This is a genomic window from Streptomyces indicus, assembly GCF_900100315.1.
In the GTDB taxonomy this organism is placed as follows: domain Bacteria; phylum Actinomycetota; class Actinomycetes; order Streptomycetales; family Streptomycetaceae; genus Streptomyces; species Streptomyces indicus.
Window position 1 is genome coordinate 417618 of sequence record NZ_FNFF01000005.1, and the last position, 23852, is coordinate 441469.

The 23852-nt window shown below is 72.4% G+C and carries 20 protein-coding genes; 5 read left to right on the forward strand and 15 right to left on the reverse strand.

Annotated elements, in window-relative coordinates; all coding sequences use genetic code 11:
- Positions 1 to 71 precede the first annotated feature (71 nt).
- Positions 72 to 2051 carry an APC family permease gene (locus tag BLT97_RS16495; protein ID WP_093610744.1) on the forward strand — a complete coding sequence of 660 codons (1980 nt, stop codon included), beginning with the start codon at positions 72 to 74 and terminating at the stop codon, positions 2049 to 2051.
- 64 nt (positions 2052 to 2115) lie between these two features.
- On the opposite strand, the gene BLT97_RS16500 is transcribed toward BLT97_RS16495, so the two are convergent.
- From BLT97_RS16500 to BLT97_RS16510, 3 genes are read right to left on the reverse strand one after another with little or no spacing between them, the layout of a single operon-like run.
- Positions 2116 to 3453, reverse strand: coding sequence for a M28 family peptidase (locus BLT97_RS16500; RefSeq protein WP_093610746.1), 1338 nt, complete (start codon positions 3451 to 3453; stop codon positions 2116 to 2118).
- Between the two features lie 5 nt (positions 3454 to 3458).
- Complete coding sequence (locus tag BLT97_RS16505; protein ID WP_093610748.1) at positions 3459 to 4016, reverse strand: YbaK/EbsC family protein; 558 nt, start codon at positions 4014 to 4016, stop codon at positions 3459 to 3461.
- 32 nt (positions 4017 to 4048) lie between these two features.
- The gene (locus tag BLT97_RS16510) at positions 4049 to 4624 is read right to left on the reverse strand and encodes a helix-turn-helix domain-containing protein (protein ID WP_093610750.1); all 576 of its coding nucleotides are present in this window, start codon (positions 4622 to 4624) and stop codon (positions 4049 to 4051) included.
- Between the two features lie 135 nt (positions 4625 to 4759).
- On the opposite strand from BLT97_RS16510, the gene BLT97_RS16515 reads away from it, so the two are divergent.
- On the forward strand, positions 4760 to 5626 hold the full coding sequence (locus tag BLT97_RS16515; protein WP_093610752.1) for a DMT family transporter: 867 nt from the start codon (positions 4760 to 4762) through the stop codon (positions 5624 to 5626).
- Between the two features lie 18 nt (positions 5627 to 5644).
- On the opposite strand, the gene BLT97_RS16520 is transcribed toward BLT97_RS16515, so the two are convergent.
- Positions 5645 to 6400: an acyltransferase gene (locus tag BLT97_RS16520; protein ID WP_093610754.1), complete on the reverse strand. Its 756-nt coding sequence runs from the start codon at positions 6398 to 6400 to the stop codon at positions 5645 to 5647.
- Between the two features lie 136 nt (positions 6401 to 6536).
- Between BLT97_RS16520 and BLT97_RS16525 the strand changes: the two genes are divergently transcribed.
- Complete coding sequence (locus tag BLT97_RS16525) at positions 6537 to 7064, forward strand: gamma carbonic anhydrase family protein (RefSeq protein WP_093610756.1); 528 nt, start codon at positions 6537 to 6539, stop codon at positions 7062 to 7064.
- A gap of 12 nt (positions 7065 to 7076) precedes the next feature.
- Here the strand turns inward: BLT97_RS16525 and BLT97_RS16530 are convergent, their stop codons facing one another.
- The 4 genes from BLT97_RS16530 to BLT97_RS16545 all read right to left on the reverse strand — a co-directional run bounded on the left by BLT97_RS16530 (position 7077) and on the right by BLT97_RS16545 (position 12778).
- The gene (locus tag BLT97_RS16530) at positions 7077 to 7724 is read right to left on the reverse strand and encodes a DedA family protein (RefSeq protein ID WP_093610758.1); all 648 of its coding nucleotides are present in this window, start codon (positions 7722 to 7724) and stop codon (positions 7077 to 7079) included.
- 97 nt (positions 7725 to 7821) lie between these two features.
- On the reverse strand, positions 7822 to 9411 hold the full coding sequence (locus BLT97_RS16535; protein ID WP_245769361.1) for a carboxylesterase/lipase family protein: 1590 nt from the start codon (positions 9409 to 9411) through the stop codon (positions 7822 to 7824).
- Positions 9412 to 9488: 77 nt separating this feature from the next.
- Complete coding sequence (locus tag BLT97_RS16540) at positions 9489 to 11993, reverse strand: beta-glucosidase family protein (RefSeq protein WP_093610762.1); 2505 nt, start codon at positions 11991 to 11993, stop codon at positions 9489 to 9491.
- A gap of 332 nt (positions 11994 to 12325) precedes the next feature.
- On the reverse strand, positions 12326 to 12778 hold the full coding sequence (locus BLT97_RS16545) for a DUF4442 domain-containing protein (RefSeq protein WP_176953782.1): 453 nt from the start codon (positions 12776 to 12778) through the stop codon (positions 12326 to 12328).
- A gap of 143 nt (positions 12779 to 12921) precedes the next feature.
- On the opposite strand from BLT97_RS16545, the gene BLT97_RS16550 reads away from it, so the two are divergent.
- The gene (locus BLT97_RS16550) at positions 12922 to 14001 is read left to right on the forward strand and encodes a DUF8017 domain-containing protein (protein ID WP_093610766.1); all 1080 of its coding nucleotides are present in this window, start codon (positions 12922 to 12924) and stop codon (positions 13999 to 14001) included.
- A gap of 108 nt (positions 14002 to 14109) precedes the next feature.
- On the opposite strand, the gene BLT97_RS16555 is transcribed toward BLT97_RS16550, so the two are convergent.
- The 6 genes from BLT97_RS16555 to BLT97_RS16580 form a co-directional block, all read right to left on the reverse strand.
- The gene (locus BLT97_RS16555; protein WP_176953783.1) at positions 14110 to 14949 is read right to left on the reverse strand and encodes a spermidine synthase; all 840 of its coding nucleotides are present in this window, start codon (positions 14947 to 14949) and stop codon (positions 14110 to 14112) included.
- 134 nt (positions 14950 to 15083) lie between these two features.
- Positions 15084 to 15929 carry a patatin-like phospholipase family protein gene (locus tag BLT97_RS16560; RefSeq protein ID WP_093610770.1) on the reverse strand — a complete coding sequence of 282 codons (846 nt, stop codon included), beginning with the start codon at positions 15927 to 15929 and terminating at the stop codon, positions 15084 to 15086.
- A 123-nt stretch (positions 15930 to 16052) separates the two neighbouring features.
- Positions 16053 to 16718 carry a DUF1097 domain-containing protein gene (locus BLT97_RS16565; protein WP_245769362.1) on the reverse strand — a complete coding sequence of 222 codons (666 nt, stop codon included), beginning with the start codon at positions 16716 to 16718 and terminating at the stop codon, positions 16053 to 16055.
- The gene (locus tag BLT97_RS16570; protein WP_093610772.1) at positions 16715 to 17989 is read right to left on the reverse strand and encodes an amidohydrolase family protein; all 1275 of its coding nucleotides are present in this window, start codon (positions 17987 to 17989) and stop codon (positions 16715 to 16717) included. The genes BLT97_RS16565 and BLT97_RS16570 overlap by 4 nt, the downstream gene beginning before the upstream one ends.
- A 121-nt stretch (positions 17990 to 18110) precedes the next feature.
- Entirely contained in the window at positions 18111 to 19283 is a 1173-nt protein-coding gene (locus tag BLT97_RS16575) for an acetamidase/formamidase family protein (protein WP_093610774.1), read from the reverse strand.
- A gap of 199 nt (positions 19284 to 19482) precedes the next feature.
- Complete coding sequence (locus tag BLT97_RS16580) at positions 19483 to 20634, reverse strand: carbamate kinase (RefSeq protein ID WP_093610776.1); 1152 nt, start codon at positions 20632 to 20634, stop codon at positions 19483 to 19485.
- 281 nt (positions 20635 to 20915) lie between these two features.
- Between BLT97_RS16580 and BLT97_RS16585 the strand changes: the two genes are divergently transcribed.
- Positions 20916 to 22475: a PucR family transcriptional regulator gene (locus BLT97_RS16585; protein WP_245769363.1), complete on the forward strand. Its 1560-nt coding sequence runs from the start codon at positions 20916 to 20918 to the stop codon at positions 22473 to 22475.
- Here the strand turns inward: BLT97_RS16585 and BLT97_RS16590 are convergent.
- Entirely contained in the window at positions 22456 to 23835 is a 1380-nt protein-coding gene (locus BLT97_RS16590) for a purine-cytosine permease family protein (RefSeq protein WP_093610778.1), read from the reverse strand. The genes BLT97_RS16585 and BLT97_RS16590 overlap by 20 nt on opposite strands.
- Between the last annotated feature and the right edge of the window lie 17 nt (positions 23836 to 23852).

Sequence of the window (23852 nt, forward strand, 5' to 3'; positions counted from 1 at the left end):
GACCGGCCTCACGTCCCGCGGACCGCGGGAGGCGCAGCGCCTCGTCGCCCGCGGACCGCAGGGAGAACGCATTGACCGGCACCGAGGTGGAACCTCCGCAGGCTCCGGCCGACGCCTCCGGGCGCGGCCGCTTCCGTGCCTGGCTCCTCGAAGGCCTCACCGCCGAGACCGCTCAGCACGCCGGTCCGCACGGCACCCCCTCATCGGAGCACCGCGGCCACAAGTGGTGGCGGGTCATGTGCCTCACCGGTGTCGACTACTTCTCGACGCTCGGCTACCAGCCGGGCATCGCGGCGCTGGCCGCGGGTCTGCTCTCGCCGCTCGCCACGATCGTCCTGATCGGACTCACGCTGCTCGGCGCCCTGCCGGTGTACCGCCGGGTGGCCAAGGAGTCCCCGCACGGCGAGGGTTCGATCCGGATGCTGGAGCGGCTGCTCTCGTGGTGGTCGGGGAAGATCTTCGTCCTGATCCTGCTGGGCTTCGCCGCCACCGACTTCATCATCACGATCACCCTGTCGGCCGCCGACGCCGCGGCGCACGTGGAGGAGAACCCGTTCGCGCCGCACTGGCTGGACGGGGAGCACACCTGGATCACGCTGTTCCTGATCGCGCTGCTCGGCGCCGTGTTCCTCAAGGGGTTCCGCGAGGCCATCGGCGTCGCCGTCGTCCTGGTCGGGGTCTATCTGACGCTCAACGTGGTGGTGCTCGCGACCGCCGCCTGGAAGGTGCTCACCGAGCCGGTCCAGATCGACAACTGGTGGGACGCGGCCACCGCCGAGCATTCCTCGCCCTGGGTGATGGTCGGGGTGGCGGTCCTGGTGTTCCCGAAGCTGGCCCTCGGCATGTCCGGGTTCGAGACCGGTGTCGCGGTGATGCCGCAGGTCAAGGGCGGTCCGAACGACACGTACGAGAATCCGGCGGGCCGGATCCGGGGCACCCGCAGGCTGCTGACCACCGCGGCCGTCATCATGAGCTGCTTCCTGCTGCTCTCCAGCCTCGCGACCACGATCCTGATCCCGCAGGAGGAGTTCGAGAAGGGCGGCGAGGCCAACGGGCGGGCGCTGGCCTATCTCGCGCACGATCATCTGGGCGAGGTGTTCGGCACGGTCTACGACGTCTCGACCATCGCCATCCTCTGGTTCGCGGGCGCCTCCGCGCTCGCGGGTCTGCTCAACCTCGTGCCGCGCTATCTGCCGCGCTACGGCATGGCCCCGCAGTGGACGCTCGCCGTCCGGCCGCTGGTGCTCATCTTCATGGCCATCGCCGTGTTCATCACGCTGTGGTTCAACGCCGACGTCGACGCGCAGAGCGGCGCGTACGCGACCGGTGTCCTGGTCCTGATGCTCTCGGCGGCCTTCGCCTGTACGGCCGCGGCGAAGAAGGCCGGGCAGCGCAAGGGGATGGTCGGCTTCGGCGTGATCACCGCGGTGCTCGCATACACGCTGGTCGACAACGTGGTGGAGCGGCCCGACGGCATCCGGATCGCGGCCCTGTTCATCCTCGCGATCCTCATCACCTCCTTCGCCTCCCGGGTGCACCGCGCGTTCGAACTGCGCACCGCGCGGGTCACGTTCGACGACCGGGCGCAGCAGCTGATCGACGAGGCGGCGGCCCTCGGCGGGCCGCTGCGGATCATCGCCAACGAGCCGCAGGAGCACAGCACCGTCGAGTACCGCGAGAAGGAGTACAGCCAGCGCGAGGCCACCTTCATCCCGGGCGGGCGGCCGGTGCTCTTCCTCGAGGTGTTCATCCGCGACTCCTCCGAGTTCACCGCGGACCTGGAGGTGAAGGGCGACGAGAAGCACGGGGCGCGGCGGCTGCGCGTCGAATCCTCCGTCGTGCCGAACGCGATCGCCGCGGTGCTGCTCGCGCTGCGCGACCGCACGGGCGAGGTGCCGCACGCGTACTTCAACTGGACCGAGGGCCACCCGGTCAGCCATCTGCTGCGCTTCCTGGTGTTCGGCGACGGCGAGGTCGCCCCGGTCACGCGCGAGGTCCTGCGCCGGGCCGAGCCGGACCGCGAGCGCAGACCGCGCGTGCACGTGGGCTGAGCGCGTACGTGGCTGAGCGCGTACGTGGCTGAGCGTGTACGTGGGGGCGTATACGCCTGCCGCGTCAAGCTGTCGGCGGCGCCCAGCCCCGCGTGCCCTCGACGATGCGGGCCGCCGCGCGCGACAGGGGCAACAAACCCTCCGTGTCCACCTTGTCGAGCGTGTCCGCGGAGTCGACCAGATACATGGGCGCGCTCAGGAAGTGCACCAGGCGGACGCCTTCGGGGTGGAAGAAGGCCCCGTCCGTGGGCGGCATCGGCGAGAACACGTCCGGCTTGAGGACATGCGAGCGCCGCAGCCGCTCGGCGGCGATGCTCTCGTGCACCAGCCGCTCCAGCGGCGCCTCCTGCGTGGTGAACCACCAGCGCACCTCGGGGTCGGCCGTCGGCTTCAGGACGCCGTCCTCGGGGACGCAGCGCAGGGCCGCGTGTTCCATGTGCATCTGGAGGACCACATTCGGCAGCAGGTCGCGGTGGGTTTCGATGAAGGCGCGGGTGCCGGCCGCGTGTGCCATGTGCCCGGCGGTGAGCAGGAACAGGAGGTTGTGCGGCCGCCGTTCGCGCGGCACCCGCGACCAGTGGCGCGCGGCGGCGAGCACCAGCGCGATGCCGGTGCCGTCCTCGACGGCGGAGGCCCAGGGGGCGTCGTGGTGCGAGGCGATGACCACCCAGTGGTCGGAGGCACCGGGCAGGGTGGCGACCACGTTGTGGCTCGTCGCGTCCGTGAGCCGTGAACTGCTGGTGAGCGTGCCCGTGCACGGACCCTTGTCCATGAGCGCGAGGACGCGGCGGGTGTCGCGCGGCCTCAACCACAGTCCCGGGACGGGCCGTTCGACGGCGTCGTACGGCACGTAGTAGTCGCGGGTCTCCCACGGGAAGTCCAACGCCCCCACGTACCCTGCCGCCTTCGCTTCGAGCGCCGGCTCGACGACCTGGTTGAGCCGCGGCCCGAACGGCAGCGTCTGCACGAGCGTGTCGAAGACGCCTTCCGGGTCGTACGAGGAGGTGGCCAGGGAGCGGACGTAGGACTGGGGCAGTTCGGTGAGCCGCAGTTCGTCCACCGCGAGCGCGCCCGGGTGGGCGGGCGCGTCGGCGAGGCGGACCAGGGGCGCCGTGGTCGCGCGGGTGGGGGCCGTGAACGGCAGCGGGAAGCCTTCGACCGTCAACTCCCCGCATCCCGCGGCCTGTTGGTCCGCGCTGCGGACGGTGAGCGTCGCCGAGCGCGGCAGCCAGCGCGGCACGGCCACGGGCTCCCGTGCGACGTCGAGTCCGAACGAGCGCAGCATGCGCGCCGCCCACTGCTCGGTCCAGGTGTCCGCCGGATAGCCGGGGCGGCGGATGCCCCGGGCCACGACCGTGCGGATCCACTCCACCATCTCGTCGGTGCCCGGCCATCTGTCCATGACCGCTAGCCGATCCCGAGGCCCTCGACGACCACGGCGCCCGGCAGTTCGGCGAAGGCCTTGCCGGGGACGATGAGCTTGCCGCGCCGGCGTCCGCTGCCGATCAGGACGTACGGGGTGTCCGCGACGGCCGCGTCGACGAGGAGGGGCCAGTCGCCGGGCAGCCCGATGGGCGTGATCCCGCCGTACTCCATCCCGGTCTCGCCGGTGGCCAGGCCCATCGGGGCGAACGAGGCCTTGCGCGCGCCGAGTTGGCGCCGCACCACACCGTTGACGTCGACCTTCGCGCGGGACAGCACCACACAGGCGGCCAACGAGCTCTCCCCGCCGCGCTTGCCGGTGACGACCACACAGTTCGCGGACTCGTCGAGCAGCGATTGGCCGTAGTGCTCCACGAACACGGCCGTGTCGGCGATCGCCGGGTCGGTGTCCACGTACAGGAACTGCTCGGCGGGCACGGTGCCGCGCCAGTGGCGTACGGCGTCCGCGACCGGGGCGGTCAGTTCGTCGAGGCAGTCGGGGGCGGGGCGGGCGTTGTCGAAGTCGCCGATGGGAGCACGCATGACCGCAAGCTAACAGTCGCGCGCTGCGGCGGTCAGTTTGCTTCCGGGATCTGGACGGCCATGGTCATCTCCACCGGTACGTCGCCCTCGTTGCGGTACGCGTGCGCCACATTGGCCTCGAAGGAGACGGAGGAGCGGGCCGGTACGGCGTGTGCGGTGCCGTCGACGACGAGGGTCAGCTCGCCCGCGGTGACGTGGATGAGCTCGACGGTGCCGGACGGGTGCGGGTCCGACGCGCTGGCGTCGCCGGGCATCAGGAGCCAGTCCCAGAGCTCGAACGGGCCGCGCACCTCCGTGCCGACGAGCAGTTTGGTGTGGCTGCCGGCCTCGGTCGACCACATTCGCACGACCTGGTCCTCGGGCACGACCCGGACCTGCGGGCCCTGCTCGTAGTCGAGCAGGGTGGTGATGGAGACGCCCAGGGCGTCGGCCAGCTTGACGGTGGTGCCGACGCTCGGGTTCGTGCGGGCCTGCTCGATCTGGATGATCATGCCGCGGCTGACCCCCGCGCGGGCGGCGAGCGCGTCGAGGGTGTATCCCCGCTCACCCCGCCAGCGCTTGAGATTGCGCGCGAGCGACTGAGTGAGCTGATCGAGGTCCGACGACATTCCCCGTCCTTCATCCGCGGCCACGGCCACCACACCGCGCCCGTGAGTCCAATATTTTGGCTGACAGAGTTCAGTTCACTGAACTACGGTGTGGTGCACCGAATCGTTCAACACACTGTACTGCGAGGTTACGTCATGACAGCACTGTTCGCCCTGGCCACCAGCCTGCTCTGGGGTCTCGCCGACTTCGGCGGCGGACTGCTGACCCGACGCATCCCCGCCCTCACGGTGGTGGTCGCCTCACAGGTGATCGCCGTGGTGGTCCTCGGCGCGATCGTCGTCGCCACCGGCGGCTGGAGCGAGTGGGGCCCGCAGCTGTGGTTCGCCGTCGCGGCCGGTCTGGTCGGCCCGGTGGCGATGCTCTCCTTCTACAAGGCGCTCGCCCTCGGCCCGATGGGCGTGGTCTCGCCGCTCGGTTCGGTGGGGGTCGCGGTGCCGGTGGGGGTCGGGCTCGTGCTGGGCGAGCGGCCCGGGCTGATGCAGTACGGCGGGATCGCGGTGGCCGTGGTCGGGATCGTCATGGCGGGCGGCCCGCAGTTCCGCGGCGCTCCCGTGCAGCGGCAGGCGCTGTTCCTCACGCTGGTCGCGGCCTTCGGGTTCGGCACGGTGATGGCGCTGATCGCGGAGGCCTCCAGCACGCTCACCGGCCTGTTCCTCGCACTGTTCGTGCAGCGCGTCGCCAATGTCACGGCGGGCGGCCTCGCGCTGTACGTCACGGCCCGGCGGGGCGCCGAGATCCTGCCGGCCGACGGCGGGATGCGTGCGGTGTGGTCCTCCGTTCCCGCGCTGGCCTTCATCGGGCTCGCGGACGTGGCCGCCAACGGCACGTACTCGATCGCCGCGCAGCACGGTCCGGTCACCGTGGCCGCCGTGCTCGCCTCGCTCTACCCGGTGGTGACGGCGCTCGCGGCGCGCGGGGTGCTCAAGGAGCGGCTGCGGGCGGTGCAGGCCGCGGGTGCGGGGCTCGCGCTGGTCGGCACGGTGCTCCTGGCGGGCGGCTGACGGTCGCCGCTCCCCCGGTCACCGCACCCCGGCGTCCGGCTCCTCGTCCACCAACTCCGCGAGCGCGAGCAGCTGTTCGGAGGTCATGCCCGCGGGGATCGGCACGGGCGGCGGGGTCCGCAGCGGCGGCTGCCATCCGGTGGCGGCCTCCCAGCGCCGTACGACCCGGGCGGGCGCACCGGCCACGACCGCATGGTCGGGCACCTCGCCGCGGACGACCGCGCCCGCGGCCACCACGACATTGCGGCCGAGGCGTGCGCCGGGCAGGATCACCGCGCCCGTGCCGATCCAGCAGCCGGGGCCGATCTCCACCGGCTCCATGCGCGGCCACTGCTTGCCGACGGGCTCCTCGGGGTCGTCGTAACTGTGGTTCGTGGACGTGACGTAGACATACGGGCCGAAGTAGCAGTCGGCGCCGATCGTCACCGTGGTGTCGGCGATGACATGGCTGCCGCGGCCGAGCACCACGCCGTCGCCGATGCGCAGGATCGGATCGGGACCGAGGTCCAGGTCCGGCATCATGCCGGCGGTCAGCGTCACCTGCTCCCCGACGATGCAGTGGTCGCCGAGTTCGATCCAGGGCTCGCCGAACACCGTGCCCTGCGGGAAGGCCAGCTTGGTCCCGGCGCCGATGCGGCGGAACCTGAGCCTGCCCGGGCGTTCGGCCGTGACGGCGCCCGAGCGCTGCACCCACTGCCATCCGGCGTGCACGGCGCGCGTGACCAGGCGGCGCCGGGCCGCGGCCAGCGATGAGAACGTGTTCCTGTTCGGCACCCGGACACCGTACTCATGTGCGCGCGAAGCGATGAGAGGCGCGACCTGTGATCTTCACCCCACCCTGCGGCTGCCGGACGCCCGTCGCTTACCGTTCCCCTGGGCGCACGAAGACCTGAGCAATGAGGAGCACGGCATGGCAGAGCGGGCGTTGATCGCGGGAGTCGGCGGCAAGGACCCCGAGGTGCACCCGGAGGCGTTCGCCGCACCGACCTCGGTGGCGATGGGCGAGGTGACGCTGAAGGCGGGCGCGAGCATCTGGTACCACGCGGTGCTGCGCGCCGACTGCGGCCCGATCGTGCTCGGCGAGGACAGCAACATCCAGGACAACTGCACGGTGCACGTCGACCCCGGCTTCCCCGTCACCATCGGCGACCGGGTCTCGGTGGGGCACAACGCGACGGTGCACGGCTGCACCGTCGAGGACGACTGCCTCATCGGCATGGGCGCCACGGTGCTCAACGGCGCGGTGATCGGCGCCGGTTCGCTGGTCGCGGCGCAGGCACTGGTCCCGCAGGGCATGCAGGTGCCGCCCGGCTCCCTGGTCGCGGGCGTCCCCGCGAAGGTGCGCCGGCCGCTGACCGAGGAGGAGCGCGAGGGCATCAAGCTCAACGCGGCGATGTACACGGAGCTGGCGAAGGCGCACCGCGCGGCGCACGAGTAGGTCCACGGGGCGCTAATCGGGAGCCGGGGCCGCCCCCGGGTCGGGGGCGGCCGGTCCCGGTGCCGGACCACGCCGCGCCCTGCGCCGCAGGAACCACACCGCGGTGACCGTGAGGAGCACCGCACCCGCCAGGACGAGGGCGGAGAAGCGGGTGAGCCAGCGGCTCGCCGCCAGGCCCAGGTGGTGGACCACTCCGGTGGTCACGCCCGCCCAGAGCGCGGCTCCGAAGGTGTTGGCGGGGGCGAACTGCCACAGGGGCATGCGCAGGGTCCCGGCCACCGGTCCGGTGAAGATCCGCAGCAGCGCCACGAAGCGCCCGAACAGCACCGCCCACGGCCCCCATGCGCCGAACGACCGTTCCGCGGCGGCGAGTCGGGCCGGTCCCAGGCGCCGGGGAAAGCGCCGGCCGAGCCGTTCCAGGAGCGGGCGTCCCGCCCGCCTGCCGAGCGCGAGGCCGCAGAAGGCGCCGCAGGCGGCACCGAGGGCCGCGCTCGCGGCGAGGAGCCACGGGTCGATCTCCCCGTAGCGTGAGCCGAGGAGCGCGGCGGTGACGAGGATGAGGCCGCCCGGCAGCGGGACGCCGACGCTCTCGACGAGCAGCACCCCTGCGACCAGGAGGTAGACGGCGCTCGCGGGGACGGAGGCCAGCCATTCCTGCAAGGCCGTTCCCTCCGGTCCACGTGCATCTGCCCGGCGGCACAGTCCCCCTGGATCCGGTCGGTGTCGGACCCTGTGTGCCGCCGGGCAGCCTACTGGATCACGCGGTGGCGGCCGCGTCCCAGAGGTCGCACTGGTGGTCTTCGCCGACCGTGGTGCTCACGTCGAGCCCGCCGGCCGGGGCGGTGCGCAGGCTGAGGACCCGCCCTTCGGTGTGCGGCATGACCGGGCCGCCCTGGGCGCGCGGCGGGGATCCGTGGACGAAGGAGCCCCAGTACTGCACCATCTGCCGTGCCAGGACCCGCTGTTGGTCGTCGAGCGGGGTGTCGATCCCGAAGTGCCGGAACAGGTACTGCACTTCGTTGACGTGGGTCGCCCCGAAGTCGAAGGTGGTGCCGAGTCTGCGCAGCGAGGCGAACGGCGGCGAGGTGCGGTCCGCGAACTCGTACGCGTACACCTTGCCTCGTGCGGCGAGCGTGCGGTCGAGCCGCAGCGCCGTGCACGCCATGAACTGGTCGCCGAGCACGGTGCCGTACGCGATGCTCGGTGACGGGTACGCAGCGAGCGGATAGCGGCGTACGACCTCGGGCCCGAGCTGCGGGCCGAAGAGCCGCTCGACGGCCTTGGGGTACTCGGCGGCGGTGAGCGGATTGCCGAGCGCGTCGTACTGGCCGAAGGCGAAAAGGCGGCCCTCGTCCTGGTTGGCGCCGTTCATGACGGGGATTCCGGCGGCCGCCCCGGCGGCGAAGGCCGCGGTGGGCTGCTGCGGCAGGAAGCCGCCGCCCGCGACGGCCGACCAGCTGAACCCGGCCTGTGCGGTCAGGATCTCCTGGGCCGACTTGCCGCGCAGACAGGCGGGCGCGGTGGCCGGGTCGGGGCAGCCCGCCTTCCTCGCGAAGGCCGCCCCCTCCTCGACGGCTTTCGTGCGGGTACGGGCCGCGCAGTCGTTGTACGCGCCGCTCTGGATGATCGCCGCCCGGTACAGGCCCTTGGCGGTGGGCGAGGCGAGCTGGTTGCACACCGAGCCGCCGCCCGCGGACTCCCCGGCGATCGTCACGCGGCGCGGATCGCCGCCGAAGCGGCCGGCGTTGGACTGCACCCAGCGCAGCGCGAGCTGCTGGTCCTGGAACCCGAAGTTGCCCGAGACCCCGTCACCCGCCTCCCGGTCGAGTCCTTCGGTGGCGAGGAAACCCAGCGCACCGAGGCGGTAGTTGACGGTCACGACGACGGTCCCGGTCTCGGCGGCGAACACGTCGGGCACGACGTCCTCACCGGCGCCGCCCGTCAGACCGCCGCCGTGCAGCCACACCATCACCGGCAGCTGCTGCGCCCGCTTGGTGTCGGGCACGTACACGTTGAGGTCGAGGCAGTTCTCCGTCAGGCTCGGGCGCTCGTAGCCCGGGTCCCAACTGGCGCCCTGCACACAGCGGTTGCCGAACGAGGTCGCGTCCCGCACCCCGAGCCAGGGCCGCACCGGCTGCGGCTCCCGCCACCGCAGCCGGCCGACCGGCGGCTCGGCGTAGGTGATGCCGAGGAACTGCCGTCCCTGCCCGGTCCGTTCACCCCGTACGAGACCGCCGGTCGTGTGCACCACGGTGTCGTGATCGACGCGCTCGGCGCGGGCCTGGGCGGGCGCGGCCGACAGCACGGGGCTGCCGGCCGCGAGCACCGCCGCCACGAAGAGGCCCACGCGCCGGCGTATCGCGGAGATCCCGCCCCTCCGTGTCGCGCTCTTCCCGGCACTCGATATCGCAGAGGCTCCCATGGTCACCGCCCCACCTTCACCACGGACCGCAGCCGCAGATCGCCGACTGATGCGCCGACCTGGACCGCGCGCCGTCCGGTGCCGAGCACCCAGCCGTGCCGCTTGGCATCCCAGGAGGACAGCGACCGCCGCGCCACATGGACGGTGACCCGGCGCCGCTCCCCGGCCCGCAGGGTCACCCTGCGGTAACCGGAGAGCGCCAACTCGGCCTGTTCCACGGACAGTTCGGGGGACGGACCGACGTACACCTGAGGGATGTCGACACCGGTGCGCCGGCCGGTGTTGTGCACGGTGAAGCTCACCGCGAGGCCCCCGCCGTCCGCGCGCACTTCGAGGTCGCTGTAGCGGAAGGAGGTGTACGAGAGTCCGTGCCCGAAGGGGAACAGGGGCCGCTTGTCCTCGGCCGCGTACCACCGGTAGCCGATGTGCACGCCCTCGGTGTACTCCTGGCGTCCGTTCACCCCCGGGTAGCGCACGGGGTCGCCGGCCGTCGGATGCGTGGCGTCGTCGACCGGGAAGGTCTGCGTGAGCCGGCCGCCGGGGTCGCAGTCGCCGAAGAGCACGGCGGCGGTGGCGGCGGCGCCCTCCTGGCCGGGGTAGTACATCTGAAGCACCGCGCCGGTCCGTGCGAGCCAGGGCATCGAGGTGGCCGAGGAGGTGTTGAGGACGACGGTCGTCCGGGGGTTGGCGGCCGTGACCGCCTTGATCAGGGCTTCCTGGTGGCCGGGCAGGGCGAGGGTGGTGCGGTCCTGGCCCTCGGTGGCGTCCTCGTAGGCGAAGAGCACCACGCTGTGCGCGCCCTGTGCCGCCCGTACCGCCTCGGCGACGTCCTGCGCGCGGGTTGCGGCGGTCACTCTGCGCAGCCGGAAGAGCTGGCCCTTGTCGCCGCCCTTCGCGGTGATCGTGAGGCGCCGCGCGCCGCCCGCCACTTGGAGGGTCCTGCGGCGCACGTGGAGGCCGTCCGGGGCGGCGCTGACCAGGCCGCCGGAGAAGAACTCGCCGACTCCGGGCGCGAGCGGGAACAGCTCCTCGCCGTCCAGGCGCACCTTGGGCCGCTCGCCCGAGTAGTGGATCACGAAGGTCCACTCCCCCGCGTCCTCGGCGTCGAGCGTCCCGTCGTACTCCCAGGTCGCGCCGGGCGCGACGCCCTGGCCCTCGGCGTCGAACCCGGGACTGAGCGCGCCGGCCGGGATCGCCTTGCCGTACAGGTCCTCACCGAGCGCGTACGAGACCTGCGCGCCGCGTCCGGCCCGCGCGCGGATCGCGTCGAGCGGGGAGCCGGCGTGGTCGGGCACGACGTGGGCGCTGCCGCCGCCGCTGACGAAGGGGTGCTTACCGGTGGGGCCGATGACGGCGATGCTGCGGGCCGCCGCGCCCTCCAGCGGGAGGGTGCCTCGGCGGTTGTGGAGCAGGGTGGCGCCGGCCCTGGCGATTTCCAGGGCGGTACGGGCGCCGGCCTCGGCGTCGCGCCCGGGACGGGGGCCGATCGAGCCGTCGAGCAGCCCGAAGCGGTCCATCACGGAGAGCAGCCGCCGCACGGAGCGGTCCACGGCCGACTCGGGCACGCTGCCGCCCTGGACGGCCTTCTTCAGGGCGGCGCCGAAGTAGATCCCGCCGGGCATCTCCATGTCGAGCCCGGCGGTGATCGCCTCGACGGTGCTGTGGGCGGCGAACCAGTCGGTCATCACCCAGCCGTCGAAGCCCCAGCGGTCGCGCAGGATGTCGGTGAGCAGGTCCTTGCTCTCGCAGGCGAAGGTGCCGTTGACCTTGTTGTACGCGCCCATGACGGAGCCCGCCCCGGCGGCGACGGCGGCCTCGAAGGCACGCAGCTCGGTCTCGTGCATGGTCTGCTCGTCCGCGTACACGTCGATCGTGTTGCGGTCCTTCTCCTGATTGTTCATCGCGAAGTGCTTCACCGTCGCGACGAGACCCTCGCCCTGGATGCCCCGGATCTCCTCGGCGACCATGTCCGCACTGAGCAGCGGGTCCTCGCCGAAGGTCTCGAAATTGCGGCCCGCGTACGGGGTGCGGACCAGGTTGCACATCGGCGACAGCAGCACGTCCTGGCCGAGCGCGCGGCCCTCGCGGCCGATGACCTCCCCGTAGGCGCGGGCCAGGGACGGGTCGAAGGTGGAGGCGAGCAGGACCGGGGCGGGCAGCGCGGTCGCGGGCTGCTTCACGCGCACGCCGGCCGGACCGTCGGCCAGACGCAGCTCCGGGATGCCGAGCCGGGGCACGCCCGGGATGTACCCGGCCTGACCGAGGGCTCTGGGGTCCTCGGCGCCGTGCAGCAGGGAGATCTTCTCGTCGAGGGTGAGCCGGGCGATCAGCGCCTCGACGCGCGGGCCGGCCGCACGGTCGGGTCTGCGCGCGGCGGAGGCGGCGTGGGCGGGCGCCGCGACACCGGCGGTTGCGGCGGTGGCCACGGCGACGGCGGTGCCGAGCAGGCGGAGGGCGGAGCGGCGGGAGACGGTCGGGGCACTCGGGGTCGGGGCGCTCGGGGGCATGGGCCGTGACTCCTTCTGTACGCGTGGCGGTGCAGGAACACGTGAAGGCGGTGCACGTACACGTGAAGAGGCAGTGCATGTACACGTGCCAACTGGCGATCGGCGTTCGTGCTTTGAAAGCAATAGACGCACTATGCGACAAGGGAGAGTTGACGGGCTGTCAGACACCACGGGTTACGCCGGGGAACTTATGACCGTCACTGACTCGTGTCAATGACATGAACACGGAAGCGTACGGAAACGGAGGACGCGCCCGCTGCGGGGTGGTTGCAGCGGGCGCGTCGGCGCGGAGGAGCGGTCCGAACGGCTCTTGCGTTCAGACCTTGAAGAAATCAGCTGTTGGGACGCAGCGTCCAGACGACGGTCATCTCGCCCGTGACGGCACCGTCCTCGCGGCGGATCTCGATGGCGACCGGGAACTCGGGGCGCTCCCCCTTGTCCAGCTCCGCGACCACATCGGCGACCGGGCGGCCGAGCGTGGCGGTGGCCGTGACCGGGCCCATGGCGAGCTTCTTGTACGCGATGTCGGCGCGCACCGCGAGCGGCACCGCGCGCGAGAGCTGGTCGCCGAAGGCGGCGAGCACGATCGCCCCGCTCGCGGACTCCCCCAGCGTGAACATGGCGCCGGCGTGCGGGCCGCCGACGTGGTTGTGGAAGTCGCCCTGGTCGGGCAGCGTCACCACGGCCCGCTCGGGGGTGGTCTCGCCGAACTCGAGGTTCAGCGTGCGGGCCATCGGAACGGTCGCGGCGAGCATCTCGCCGATCGACATCTGGTCTGCGCTCATGGCCTGGATGTTACCGACCGGTAAGCCTGCTTGACCATACCCTTCCCCGGCGAGGCCGAGGTCGCGGTGTGCTGTGTGCCGAGCTCGTCACAATCGGGGGCGGGCGTGGCCCCTCCCCGGCCTCCCCTCTATCGTTAGGCGCCATGTGGCCAGGACAGCAGCCGCCCGGGGGCGAGCAGAACCCGCAGGACGCCAACCAGAATCCGTACCAGCAGCCGGGGTACCAGCAGCCGAACCCCTATCAGCAGCCGGGGTACCAGCAGCCGAACCCTTACCAGCAGCAGGGCGGTTACCCGCAGACCGGTGAGCAGCAGGGCTACCAGCAGCCCGGCTCCGGCCAGTGGAACGCGCCGAGCCTGGCGGGCCAGCCGCAGGCACCGCAGGGGGGCGGCAGCGGCGGTGGCGGCGGCGACCGTACGAAGCTGGTCGCGATCATCGCGGCGTCGGCCGTGGTGGTCGCCGCGGGTGTCACGGGCTACCTGGTGCTCGGCAAGGACGACGGCAAGAAGTCCGACACCGCGAAGGGCGGCGGCGACAAGACCTCGTCGGCCCCGAAGAGCCCCTCGGCCTCCGCCTCCGAGGAGGAGAACCCGCGCGGCACCGGCTCCAACATCGACCCGGTCATCCCCGGCTGGAAGGTCGTGGTCAACCCCAAGCGCGGGGTGGCCTTCGACGTGCCGGCGGATTGGGAGGTCGACTCCCCGTCGATGATGGTCGGCTTCGAGGACGACAAGTCCGAGGACGGCAAGCCGCTGATCATCATGTCCGCGCCCGCGTACTTCAAGAAGAACTGGTGCGAGTCCGACGAGGACAAGGACGGCAGCACGGAGAACACGCCGCTCGCGACGGTCGGCACCAAGGGTGCCAACGGCGCGAAGGACACCAACGAAGTCGCCGTCAACCAGGTCGCGTGGTGGGTCTTCGGCGGATACACCCAGCCGGACAAGAAGAGCGTGAAGGCCGACAAGAAGTCCAAGGAGTTCACGACGAAGTCGGGCATCAAGGGCAGCTACGCGTGGGCCCGTTCGGAGAACACCCCTGAGAAGGGCAAGTGCGCCACGGACGGCAAGGCGATCACCTTCGGCTTCAAGAACTCCGCGAACGACTTCGTGGCGTGGAACCTGCACGGCCCGACCGGCGTCGACGACGAGCTGTCGGACGAGACCATCATGAAGATCATGAGCACGGTCCGGCTCTCGGGTGACCCGACCGAGACGGGCTGACCGGGCCGGTCGAGCCCAAGTGGGCCGCCGCACCCAAGTGGGCCGCCGCGCCCGAGCGGCGGCCTCGCTCGACGAGTACGGCGCCGCGCGCCGGCGCCCGGGGATTCCTCAGCCGATGCCGAACGCCCCGCCGGGCGGCTCGGGTGAGGCCACCGCGTCGGACTCCTCGACCGGGCGTGCCCCATCGATGAAGCGGGTCAGCGCGAGTCCCTGCACGACCCGGGCGGGGAAGGCGTCGGCGGCCGTGCGGCGGGCCAGTTCTGCGGTGTCCGGCTCGTGGTGCGCGGCGACGAGGACCGCGTTGCCGAAGCGGCGGCCGCGCAGCACGCCGGGTTCGGCGACCAGCGCGAGGTGGCCGAACACCGCCTGGAACGTGGCCAGTTGGGAGCGCAGGAAAGTGAAGGGCGCGCCGTCCGCGAGGTTCGCGAGGTAGACACCGCCGGGGCGCAGGACCCGCTCGGCCTCGCGGGCGTAGCCGAGGGTGGTGAGGTGCGCGGGGACGCGCGAGCCGCCGAAGACGTCCGCGACGAGCAGGTCGGCGCTCGCGTCCGGCGCCGACTCCAACCAGGTGCGGGCATCGGCGCCGTAGGTCCGGATGCCGGCGTCCTCGGCCACCGGCAGGTGCTCGGTGACCAGGGCGAGCAGCGCCTTGTCGGCGTCGACGACCTGCTGCCGTGAGCCGGGGCGGGTGGCCGCGAGGTAGCGGGGCAGGGTGAGCGCCCCGCCGCCGAGGTGCACCGCGTCGACCGGGCCCGGCTCCACCGCGTCGAGGACGTGGGCGAGGCGGCGGGCGTACTCGAACTCGAGATGGGTCGGGTCGTCGAGGTCGACGTACGACTGCGGTGCGCCGTCCACGGTCAGGAGCCAGGCCCGCGGCCGGTCCACATCGGGCATCAGCTTCGCGACACCGTGGTCCACGGTGCGCATCACGGGTATCGGCTCGTCCACCGCTCCATTGTGCCGGGCCGGTCGCACGCGCGGACCTGACCGGCTCATTCCTCATGACCGGCCCGCGGCTCCCGTGCGCGGGGCCGGTGCGCGGGCACCCCGGCGCGGCACGGCACGAAGACCCGGCCCGGCCCTCAGTCCTGCCAGAGCCGCCTGACCTCCGCCACGTGCGCCGCCGCCTGCGCGAGGCCCGAGCGGGCCGCGGGTGCGCGGCGGGCCGGGTCCAGGACGTTGCGGCCGAAGGTGCGGCGGGCCTCGCGGCTCGGGGTGATGAGGACGCACTTCGAGCCGGCGGCGGTGAGCCGGGCGGCCTGGGCGCGCGGGGTCGGCAGCGGTCCGCCGCCGAGGGCGATCGGCGCGACGATGAGGACCTTGGCGTATCCGGCGGCGAGTGCGGCGTTGGCGGAGGAGTGCACCCCGCCGTCGATGTAGCGCCGGCCGTCGATCGTGATCGGGGGCCACACACCGGGCACGGCGCAGCTGGCCGAGACGGCGTCGACGAGGCCGACCCCGCTGTCGCGGTCGAACGCGGCGAGCTCACCGGTGGCGGCGTCCACCGCCGTGACCACGAGCCGCGGCCCCTCGGGCCAGTCGTGCGAGAGCAGCCGCTGCGCGATCACCTCGCGCCGGTCCTCCTCCCCCACCGTCCGTACGGCGCTCGCCATCCTCCCCATCCGGACGCCGTACGCCTTCGCGTCGCGCGAGCGCAGCACACCCCAGGCGTACCGGGCGAACATGGCGGGGCCCATCGTCGCGGGGATCTCGCCCTTCGCACTGGCGAGTTGGCGCCGGTAGAGCTCTTCGAGGGTGAGCACGCCCGAGGTCAGCTGGGCGCCGACCACCGAGCCCGCCGACGTACCGACGACGAGGTCCGCGCCGGTCACGTCCACGCCGGCGCGGGCCAGACCGTGCAGCAGGCCGATCTCCCAGCCGATCCCGGTGAGTCCGCCGCCGCCGAGTACGAGTGCCGTGTCGCCCATGGATGCCCCATCTCCCGGTTCGCGTGGGCACGCGCGGTGCCCGGCCCGCCTCCTGCGAGGTACCAGGAGTATGCAGACCGGGCCCGCAGATGTGCAGAGGCAGGAGCCGGGCGGGCCGGGGCGCTACGCCGGTTCGCCGCGCGGGGCCGGGGGCTTGGGCGCGGGAGCCGCCGCCGGAGCCGGCGTCTCCACGGGTACCGGGAAGGCGAGCCGGACCGAGAGCCAGGCGAAGACCGGGCCGAGCGCGTTCATCGCGATCACGCAGATCCAGGCCGACCAGGCGTTCCCCGCGTCGTAGCCGAAACCGCCGAAGAACGTCGCGAAGTACGAGGCGAAGCCGAAGAACATGCCGGGGATGAGCGAGAACAGCGGGAGGCGGCCGGTGTACATCAGCGTCGTGTTGACCACGAGGATGCACAGGGCGGCGAAGAAGTTGCGGGCGAGCTGGCTCTCGCCGAAGGCCGTGCCCGCGTTGGTCTCCAGGAGCACGATCACCAGGGCGAAGGTGGAGCCCATCGGCATCGCGCACCAGAGGCGTTTGGCGTTGGCGAGGTTCGGGCCGCCGAGCAGGAAGGTGCCGGCCCAGGCGATGAAGATCGCCCAGGGCGGCAGATGCAGCGCGTTGCCGCCGATGAACGCCGTGGTGGCGGCGAGCACGGAGGCCACGATCTCGTGGGGTATGCGCTCGCGCATCACGGGGGCGGCCCCTGGCGCGCTCGTGCTCGTGGTCGTGGTCGTGGTCGTGGTCGTGGTGGTACTCGTACTCGCGGTCGTGTTCGTCTCCGTCATGTCAGACCTCCAGGGCGCGCGGGGTGAAGGGTCAGCTCCGAGGTGTGCGTGGCGCGGGCGACGATGCGGCCCGCCTTGATCACCGCGCTGCGCACGGGCCGTTCGAGCAGCACCGCGTCGTAGTCGCGGGTGTCGGCCACCACCAGGTCCGCTGCGGCGCCGACGTGCACGCCGTAGTCGGTGAGGCCGACCACGCGGGCCGCGTCGTGGGTGACGAGCCGCAGCACGCGGTGCAGGTCGGACGGTCCGGACAGGTGCGCGAGCCGGGCGAGGAGCAGCGCCGTGTCGAGCAGGTCGCCGGTGCCGTACGGGGTGAAGGCGTTGCGGATGTTGTTGTTGGAGCAGGCGGTGAGCACACCCGCGTCCCACAGGTCGCGGACGGGTGCGATGGCCCGTCGTACGGCCTGTTCGTCGCCTCGCCCGCCGAGGAACAGGTCGGTGGCCGGCAGCGGCACGACGGCCACGCCGGCCTGGGCGAGGTCGGCGGCGACGGCGCGCCGTTCGGCGGGCGGCAGGGCGCCGAGCGAGGTGACGTGCCCGAGCGCGACACGTCCGCCGAGGCCGCGGGCGGCGGTCTGCTCGGCGATGAACCCGGCGAGCGCGAACCGCGGGTCCGAGGCGTCGTCGGAGAAATCGCAGTGCAGGTCGGCGGGGACGCCGTATTCGACGGCGAGATCGAGGACCAGTTCCACATGGCGCCGGCAGTCCGCGAGGTCCTTCTCGGCATACGTGCAGCCGCCGATCACGTCCGCCCCCGCGTCCAGGGACTTGCGGAGCAGGGTGTGGGTGTCGGGGGCCTTGAAGATGCCCTCCTGCGGGAAGGCGACGATCTGCACGGTCACCAAGTCGGCCCAGGCGTCCCGCAGTTCGAGCATCACCTCCAAGCCGCACAGGCGGGCGATGGGGTCGACGTCGGGGTGGGCGCGCACGGTCGTGGTGCCGTTGCGCACACACATCTCCAGGACCTGCTCGGCCCGGGCGCGCACACTCTCGTGGGTGAACTCCCGCTTCAGCTCCCCCGTCACGCTGATCGCACCGGCCAGGGTGCCGGTGGGATTGGGGCGGATCGTGTCGAGGAGCGCCTTGTCGGGGTGCAGATGGGACTCGACCAGGCCGGGAAGGAGCACCCGCCCGTCGGCCTCGTACACCTCTGCACCTTCGGGGGCGGCGAGTGCGGGGCCGATCTGTGCGATCCGACCGCCCTGGAGCAGGACGTCGGTGGGGTCGGTGGCGTTCTCCACGCGTACGGCGCGGAGCAGCAGGTCCGTCACGGTCTCTCTCCTTGGCTGCGTCTCGGACGGCGGTGGGCGGACCGGGTGTGCGGGGCTTGCAGGGCGTACGTGGTTTGCGGGGCGTACGGCGCTTGCGGGGTGGACAAGGCTTGTGGGGCGCTCACAGCTCTCCGGGGAAGTCGGCCTTGCGGATCAGGCAGTGCACGCCCTTGACCTGGTCGACCACCTGCGAAACCTCGAAGTCCGCCGCGGCACTCAGATAGGCGTACGCGGTCTGCCGGTCCATGCCGGTAGTGGCCGTGAGGAAGGCGAGCGCGGAACGGACGCACTGGCGCATCGCCTCGTCGAGATCGGCGTCGAGTCCGATGGCGATCCAGTGCGTACGGGTCTCGGCGAACGGTTCGCCGACGCGGCCCTGCACCCGCCGCGCCGCCTCGCCCCGTACGAGGGACAGCCGGAAGGTGGCCCGCAGCGGCGCTTCGAACGCGGTGAGGGCCACCTCCCCGTTGCCCTGGGCGAAGTGCGGATCGCCCGCGTAGAAGCCGGCGCCCTCGGCTTGTACGGGAAGGTACAAGGACGATCCGCACGTCAGGTGTTTGACGTCCAGGTTGCCTCCGTGGACGCCGGGCGGGATCGAGCTGAGCGGAGTGCCCTCGCTGCCGCTCGCGACGCCCATGATCCCGACGAAGGGGTTGAGCGGGAAGCGGGCGCTGAGGGTGTCGGTGCAGCGCAGGACGCCGTACTCGGTTCCGCCGGAACCGGCCTCCACGGTGCAGAAGGCGTTGACGGTGCCGGTCGGGCCGCGCAGCAGCGAGGGTCCGGTCAACTCCAGCTCGTCCTGCGGGAGTTCGCCGGGCAGGGCGCCGCGGGTGTGCCGGTTGGCCACGATCCCGTAGTGGCAGCGGCGGTGCAGCGAGAGGGTCTCGACCCGCAGCAGGTCACCGGGCAGCGCTCCGCGCACCGCGACGGGCCCCGTGACGATGTGCGGTCCGGGCAGCACCACGGCGTCGCGCGCGAGCCCGGACTCTGCGATCGCACGGGCGTCGGCGAGCACGTCGCGCTCGGGGACGCCGAACTCACCGAAGAACGCGACCGGATCACGCCCCTGGTCCGGCAGGATCCCCTCGTGCGAGACGAGGTCCATGGTGAGGGTCTCGCCGTCGGCGACGGTCAGGACGGGTGCGCTCCCGGCGTGCGGGAGTTCGCCCCACCGGGCGGTCTTCTCGGTCGTACGGAGGTGATGGGTGCCGTCGACCGGGAGGGCGGCGGTGGTGGTTGTTGCGGTGGCAGGGCCTGCGGTCGCGGTGCTTGCGGTGGCGGTGCTGTGGGGCATCAAGTGTCCTCTGCATCCGGGGGGTTGGGGCTCGGCGTCCGTTCCGTGTCGGCGGGTGTTGTCAGTGGCGGTCGATAGCCTGGGACTGGGCTGGGCCCCCGGGAGGGCGGGCTATGTCCGGCCCACCCCCGCGCATGCGCCCCACCCCGACACCGGGGCGGGCCCACCCCAGGCAGGCGCCCACCCCACAAGAACCGTGTTACGTCTCCGCTGCCGCCACGTTGCGATCAAGGTCGGCGGCGTCGACCCGTACCGCCGGGTCGTCGGCCCGTACGGCCGGGGCAGGGGCACGAACGCCCGCCGGCGAGGCGCCCACGATCCGAGTGCCGGCGCGTCCCGCGAGAGCCGCACCGAGCGCCGCCGGCGAGGTGATCAGGACGCTGCTGCCGCCGCCGGCGAGGAAGTCCAGCGCGGCCCGCACCTTCGGCCCCATGCTCCCTTCGGGGAACTGGCCGTCGGCCAGGTGCCGTTCGGCCTCGTCCCAGTGGAGCAGGTCCACGAACCGCTCGTGCGGCGTGCCGAAGTCGAGGGCGATGCGTTCCACTCCGGTGGTGATGACCAATTCCTGGGCGCCGAGGCCCCGCGCGAGCAGGGCGGAGGTGGCGTCCTTGTCGACCACCGCCTCCACGCCGCGCAGCGACCCGTCCGGCGCGGCCACGACCGGGATGCCGCCGCCCCCGCCGGCGATCACCAGCTGCCCGGCGGCGAGGAGGGCCGCGATCGCGTCCTGTTCCACGACCAGGCGCGGTGCCGGCGAGGGGACGAGCCGGCGCCAGCCGCGCCCCGCGTCCTCGCCGATGGCCCAGCCGTGCAGGGCGGCCAGGCGTTCGGCCTCGTCCCGGGCGTAGTGCGTGCCGATCGGTTTGGTGGGTCGGGTGAAGGCGGGGTCGGCCGCATCGACGACGGTGTGGGTCAGCACGGCCACCGGGCGCACCCCGGCCGGCAACGCGCCGGACAGGCCGCGGGCCAGGATGTAGCCGATGCTGCCCTGCGAGTCGGCGACGCACATGTCGAGGTCGAGCAGCGGGAGTTCGGGGGCTATCTCGGCCACGAGGTCGGAGCGCCGCTTGATGAAGCCGACCTGTGGGCCGTTGCCGTGGGTGACCACGACGCGGGTGCCGGCACGGACCATGGCGGCCACGGGCGCGGCCAACTGCCGTGCGGCTTCGAACTGTTCGGCGATGGTGGCCCGCCGGCCACCGCGCAGGAGCGCGTTGCCGCCGATGGCGAGCACGGTGGTGGGTGCCGGTGCCGGTGCCGACGCGGGTGCGGTGGCGGGCACCGTGGAAGGTGAGGTGGTGTGCCGCGGAAGCGGCGGTACGGGTGTGCGGACCGCGGGTTCTTCGGGCATGTCAGGACGATAGGAATGCCGCACCGACGGGTCATGGGCAGCCGGTGCCAGTAGCGGCCGGGGCTTGTTGACGCCTGCTGACAGTGTGGGCGTTCCCGGCCGGCGCGATGCGCTCGCGGGTACGGGCACATGTGGGCCGCACCACTACCACCACGCAGTCAGCTGACCCGGCCGCCGCCCCCGAAAGGCCCGACCCCCTGAAAAGGACCGCCCGAAAAATCGTATACAGTCTTCTGTCCGCAGCGTTTACAGTCCATGAACTCGCGCCCATAGTGGCCAACGTGGCCGGTTCCCCAGTGCTCGCCCGACGCACCGCCCCCGCCTCGGCCCTGACCGTGGCGCAGGCGCTGGAGCTGCCCGCCCTCGCGGGGGCGCGCCTGGTCGCGGGCCACGCCGGGGCGCCGCATCCCATCCGGGTGGCCAACATCATGGAAGTGCCGGACATCGTCCGCTGGATGCGCGGCGGCGAGTTCCTGCTCACCACGGCCTATGCAGTACGCGACGACGAACGCGCCCTGGCCGCGCTGGTGCCGGAGATGGCGCGGCGCGGTCTTGCCGCCCTGGGCGTCAAGGTGGGCCCGTATCTGCCGGCGATCCCTGAGCCGGTGCTGCGGCGGGCCGACGAACTCGCTTTCCCCATCGTGGAGTTGCCGGGCGAGGTGATGCTCAACGACATCCTGTCCGAGGTCATCGGCACGGTGCTCAACCGCCAGGCGCTCAGCCTCGAACGCACCCAGGCGCTGCGCGAACGGCTCTCGCAGGCGGTCCTGAGCGGTGGCTCGCAGCGCGAACTCGTCGCGCTGCTCGCCCGCGAGACGGGCTGCCCCGCCGCCGTACAGGCCGTCGACGGCACGCTGCCCGTCACGGCCGGCGGCCCCGTGCCGGACGCGCCGCCCACCGTGACCCGGCCCATCACCGTGGGCGACCGCTGCCGCGGCGAAGTGGTCCTGTGGGGCGCCGGGGCCCGTACGAGCCAGGCCGAACTCGCCTTGGCCGTCGAGCATGTGGCGAGCCTGGTCACGATGCTCCTGGTGCAGGAGCGCGCGCTCGCCGAGCGCGAGCGCCGCTACCGTACGCTGCTGCTCACCGCGCTGGTCTCGCACCCGCCGCGAGACCGCGCCGAGGCCTCCCGGCGCGCCGCCGCGCTCGGCTGGGACCTGGAGCGCGCACGCGCGGCGGTGGTGGTCGAGGTCGCACCTGCGCCGGGCGCCGCGCCCGGTCCGGTCACCGAGGAGCGGCTGCTGTCCGCCGCCCGCACCGCGCTGGGCGCCCAGACCCCGGTGTGGGGCACACCGGGCGGGTTGACGGTGCTCGTCGAGCCGGGCCCCTCCCTGCGGCGCACCTGCGCCTCACTGCACCGCGCGGTCGCCGCGGCCTGCCCCGCGCACACGGTCGCGGTGGCGGCGGGCACGGTGCGCGCCGACTTCGTGGAGCTCCACCTGAGCCACGGCGAGGCGCTCTCCGCGCTCGCGCTCGGCCGTGAACTGGACGGCCCCGAGGGCTCGTTCACGCGCCTGTACGAGGAGTGCGGCGTGTACCGGCTGCTCAACCAGCTGCCGGACGGCGAGTTGCAGGCCCTGGTGGACGACACACTCGGCCCGCTGATCGCGCACGACACACGGCACGACAGCAGCCTGGTGCACAGCCTCGGCGTCTATCTCCAGCGCGACCGCAACGGCGTGGACGCGGCCGAGGAGCTGCACATCCACTACAACACGCTGCGCTACCGCCTGAAGCAGATAGAGAAGCTCACCGGCGCACCGGACAAGGATCCGATGCGCCGGCTGCAGACCGAACTGGCGGTGCACGCCCACCGGTTGCTCAGCGCGCGGCTTCGGTGACGGGTTCCGCGACGGTCATCCGGGCCGCCCGCGCCGCGCGCCACTGCGGCAGCGAGAACAGCAGGTACAGGATCGCCCCGGTCAGCGGCAGCGTGTGCCAGAGCTTGTCGTCGAAGCCGAAGCCGAGGACGAGATTGATGCCGAGCCCGGCGAAGTACGCCCACACGGCACGCCAGTTGACGGCCGCCACGGCTGCTTCGGACAGGTCGTAGCGTCCGCGCCGCAGCAGGAAGTAGTCGGCGACGAGGATGCCGGGGATGAGCGGGATCGCGTAACCGAGATAGCCGAGGTAGGTCAGGAAGGCGTCGAGGATGCCCGCCGTCAGGCCGTAGTACGCGAGTCCGCAGGCGAGGACGCCGGCGATCACGTTCACGGCGATCCGCGGCAGGTCGACGGCGGTGCGTCCGGCGAGCGAGGCCGCGTACATGTTGTTCACCTCGTGCGGGAAGCCCTGCACGAAGATCGCGAACGTGGCGAGCGCGCCGACGCCGACGATGCCGAAGGCCTCGCCCATGTCGGCCTCGCGGACGCCGAGTCCGAGCAGGATGCCGAGCATGTTGAAGCCGAAGTTGCCGACCATGAACTCGGCGACCGTCGTGGTGTAGACGGTCGACTTGGACTTGCCGAAGCGGGTGATGTCGGGGGTGACGGTGGCGCCGGTCATCCACTTGTTGACCCCGAGGGCGAACAGCGCGAGCGCCGTGGCCTCGCCGGCCCGGGCCGGTTCGGCGCCGACGATCTCGCCGATGCCGCCCGCGTGGTCGACCGCGGCGGCCACCGCGATGACGACGGTGACCAGCATCAGCGGCACACTGATCCGCCCGACCCAGGTCAGCCCCTTGCCGAAGCCCACGATGGACAGGGCGGTGTACAGGGCGCTGAGGACCACGCAGTAGACGAGCCCGATCCACGGGTCCTTGCCGCCGGGCAGCACACCGGCCGTGATGCCGGTGCTGTAGCCGACGAACCCGGCCGACAGCAGGGCGATGACCAGAGAGGGCAGCCTGCTGCCGCCGCGTCCGAAGGCCGCTTTGAGGCCGAGTGCGGTGGTGATGCGTTCACGCTGGCCGATGAGGCCGCACAGGATCGACACCACGCTGACCACGAGCGAGGAGCCGACGGCGATGAGGACGCCGGTCCAGAACGGGAAGAAGAGCCCGAGCGACATGCCGTAGAGCAGATCGGTGGCCGACACCGTGAAGCCCATGCGGACCAGGGTGATCGACAAAGTGGAGCGGCGTTCGTCGGGCGGCAGCCGGTCCGCGGCGAAGTCCTCCGTGGCCTCGGCGGCCCGGCGGGCCCGGGTGGCTGCGGACTTGTCGTCGGGGGGTGGCTGGGTGCGCGGGCTGTCGCTGTCCATACGGGGACACCTCTTCG

Excerpts from the sequence above, each read along its gene's own strand:
- BLT97_RS16500 (WP_093610746.1), bottom strand. The coding sequence starts at position 3,453 with ATGGACAGATGGCCGGGCACCGACGAGATGGTGGAGTGGATCCGCACG.
- BLT97_RS16505 (WP_093610748.1), bottom strand. The coding sequence starts at position 4,016 with ATGCGTGCTCCCATCGGCGACTTCGACAACGCCCGCCCCGCCCCCGAC.
- BLT97_RS16510 (WP_093610750.1), bottom strand. The coding sequence starts at position 4,624 with ATGTCGTCGGACCTCGATCAGCTCACTCAGTCGCTCGCGCGCAATCTC.
- BLT97_RS16515 (WP_093610752.1), top strand. The coding sequence starts at position 4,760 with ATGACAGCACTGTTCGCCCTGGCCACCAGCCTGCTCTGGGGTCTCGCC.
- BLT97_RS16525 (WP_093610756.1), top strand. The coding sequence starts at position 6,537 with ATGGCAGAGCGGGCGTTGATCGCGGGAGTCGGCGGCAAGGACCCCGAG.
- BLT97_RS16540 (WP_093610762.1), bottom strand. The coding sequence starts at position 11,993 with ATGCCCCCGAGCGCCCCGACCCCGAGTGCCCCGACCGTCTCCCGCCGC.
- BLT97_RS16545 (WP_176953782.1), bottom strand. The coding sequence starts at position 12,778 with ATGAGCGCAGACCAGATGTCGATCGGCGAGATGCTCGCCGCGACCGTT.
- BLT97_RS16550 (WP_093610766.1), top strand. The coding sequence starts at position 12,922 with ATGTGGCCAGGACAGCAGCCGCCCGGGGGCGAGCAGAACCCGCAGGAC.
- BLT97_RS16560 (WP_093610770.1), bottom strand. The coding sequence starts at position 15,929 with ATGGGCGACACGGCACTCGTACTCGGCGGCGGCGGACTCACCGGGATC.
- BLT97_RS16565 (WP_245769362.1), bottom strand. The coding sequence starts at position 16,718 with ATGACGGAGACGAACACGACCGCGAGTACGAGTACCACCACGACCACG.
- BLT97_RS16575 (WP_093610774.1), bottom strand. The coding sequence starts at position 19,283 with ATGCCCCACAGCACCGCCACCGCAAGCACCGCGACCGCAGGCCCTGCC.
- BLT97_RS16580 (WP_093610776.1), bottom strand. The coding sequence starts at position 20,634 with ATGCCCGAAGAACCCGCGGTCCGCACACCCGTACCGCCGCTTCCGCGG.
- BLT97_RS16590 (WP_093610778.1), bottom strand. The coding sequence starts at position 23,835 with ATGGACAGCGACAGCCCGCGCACCCAGCCACCCCCCGACGACAAGTCC.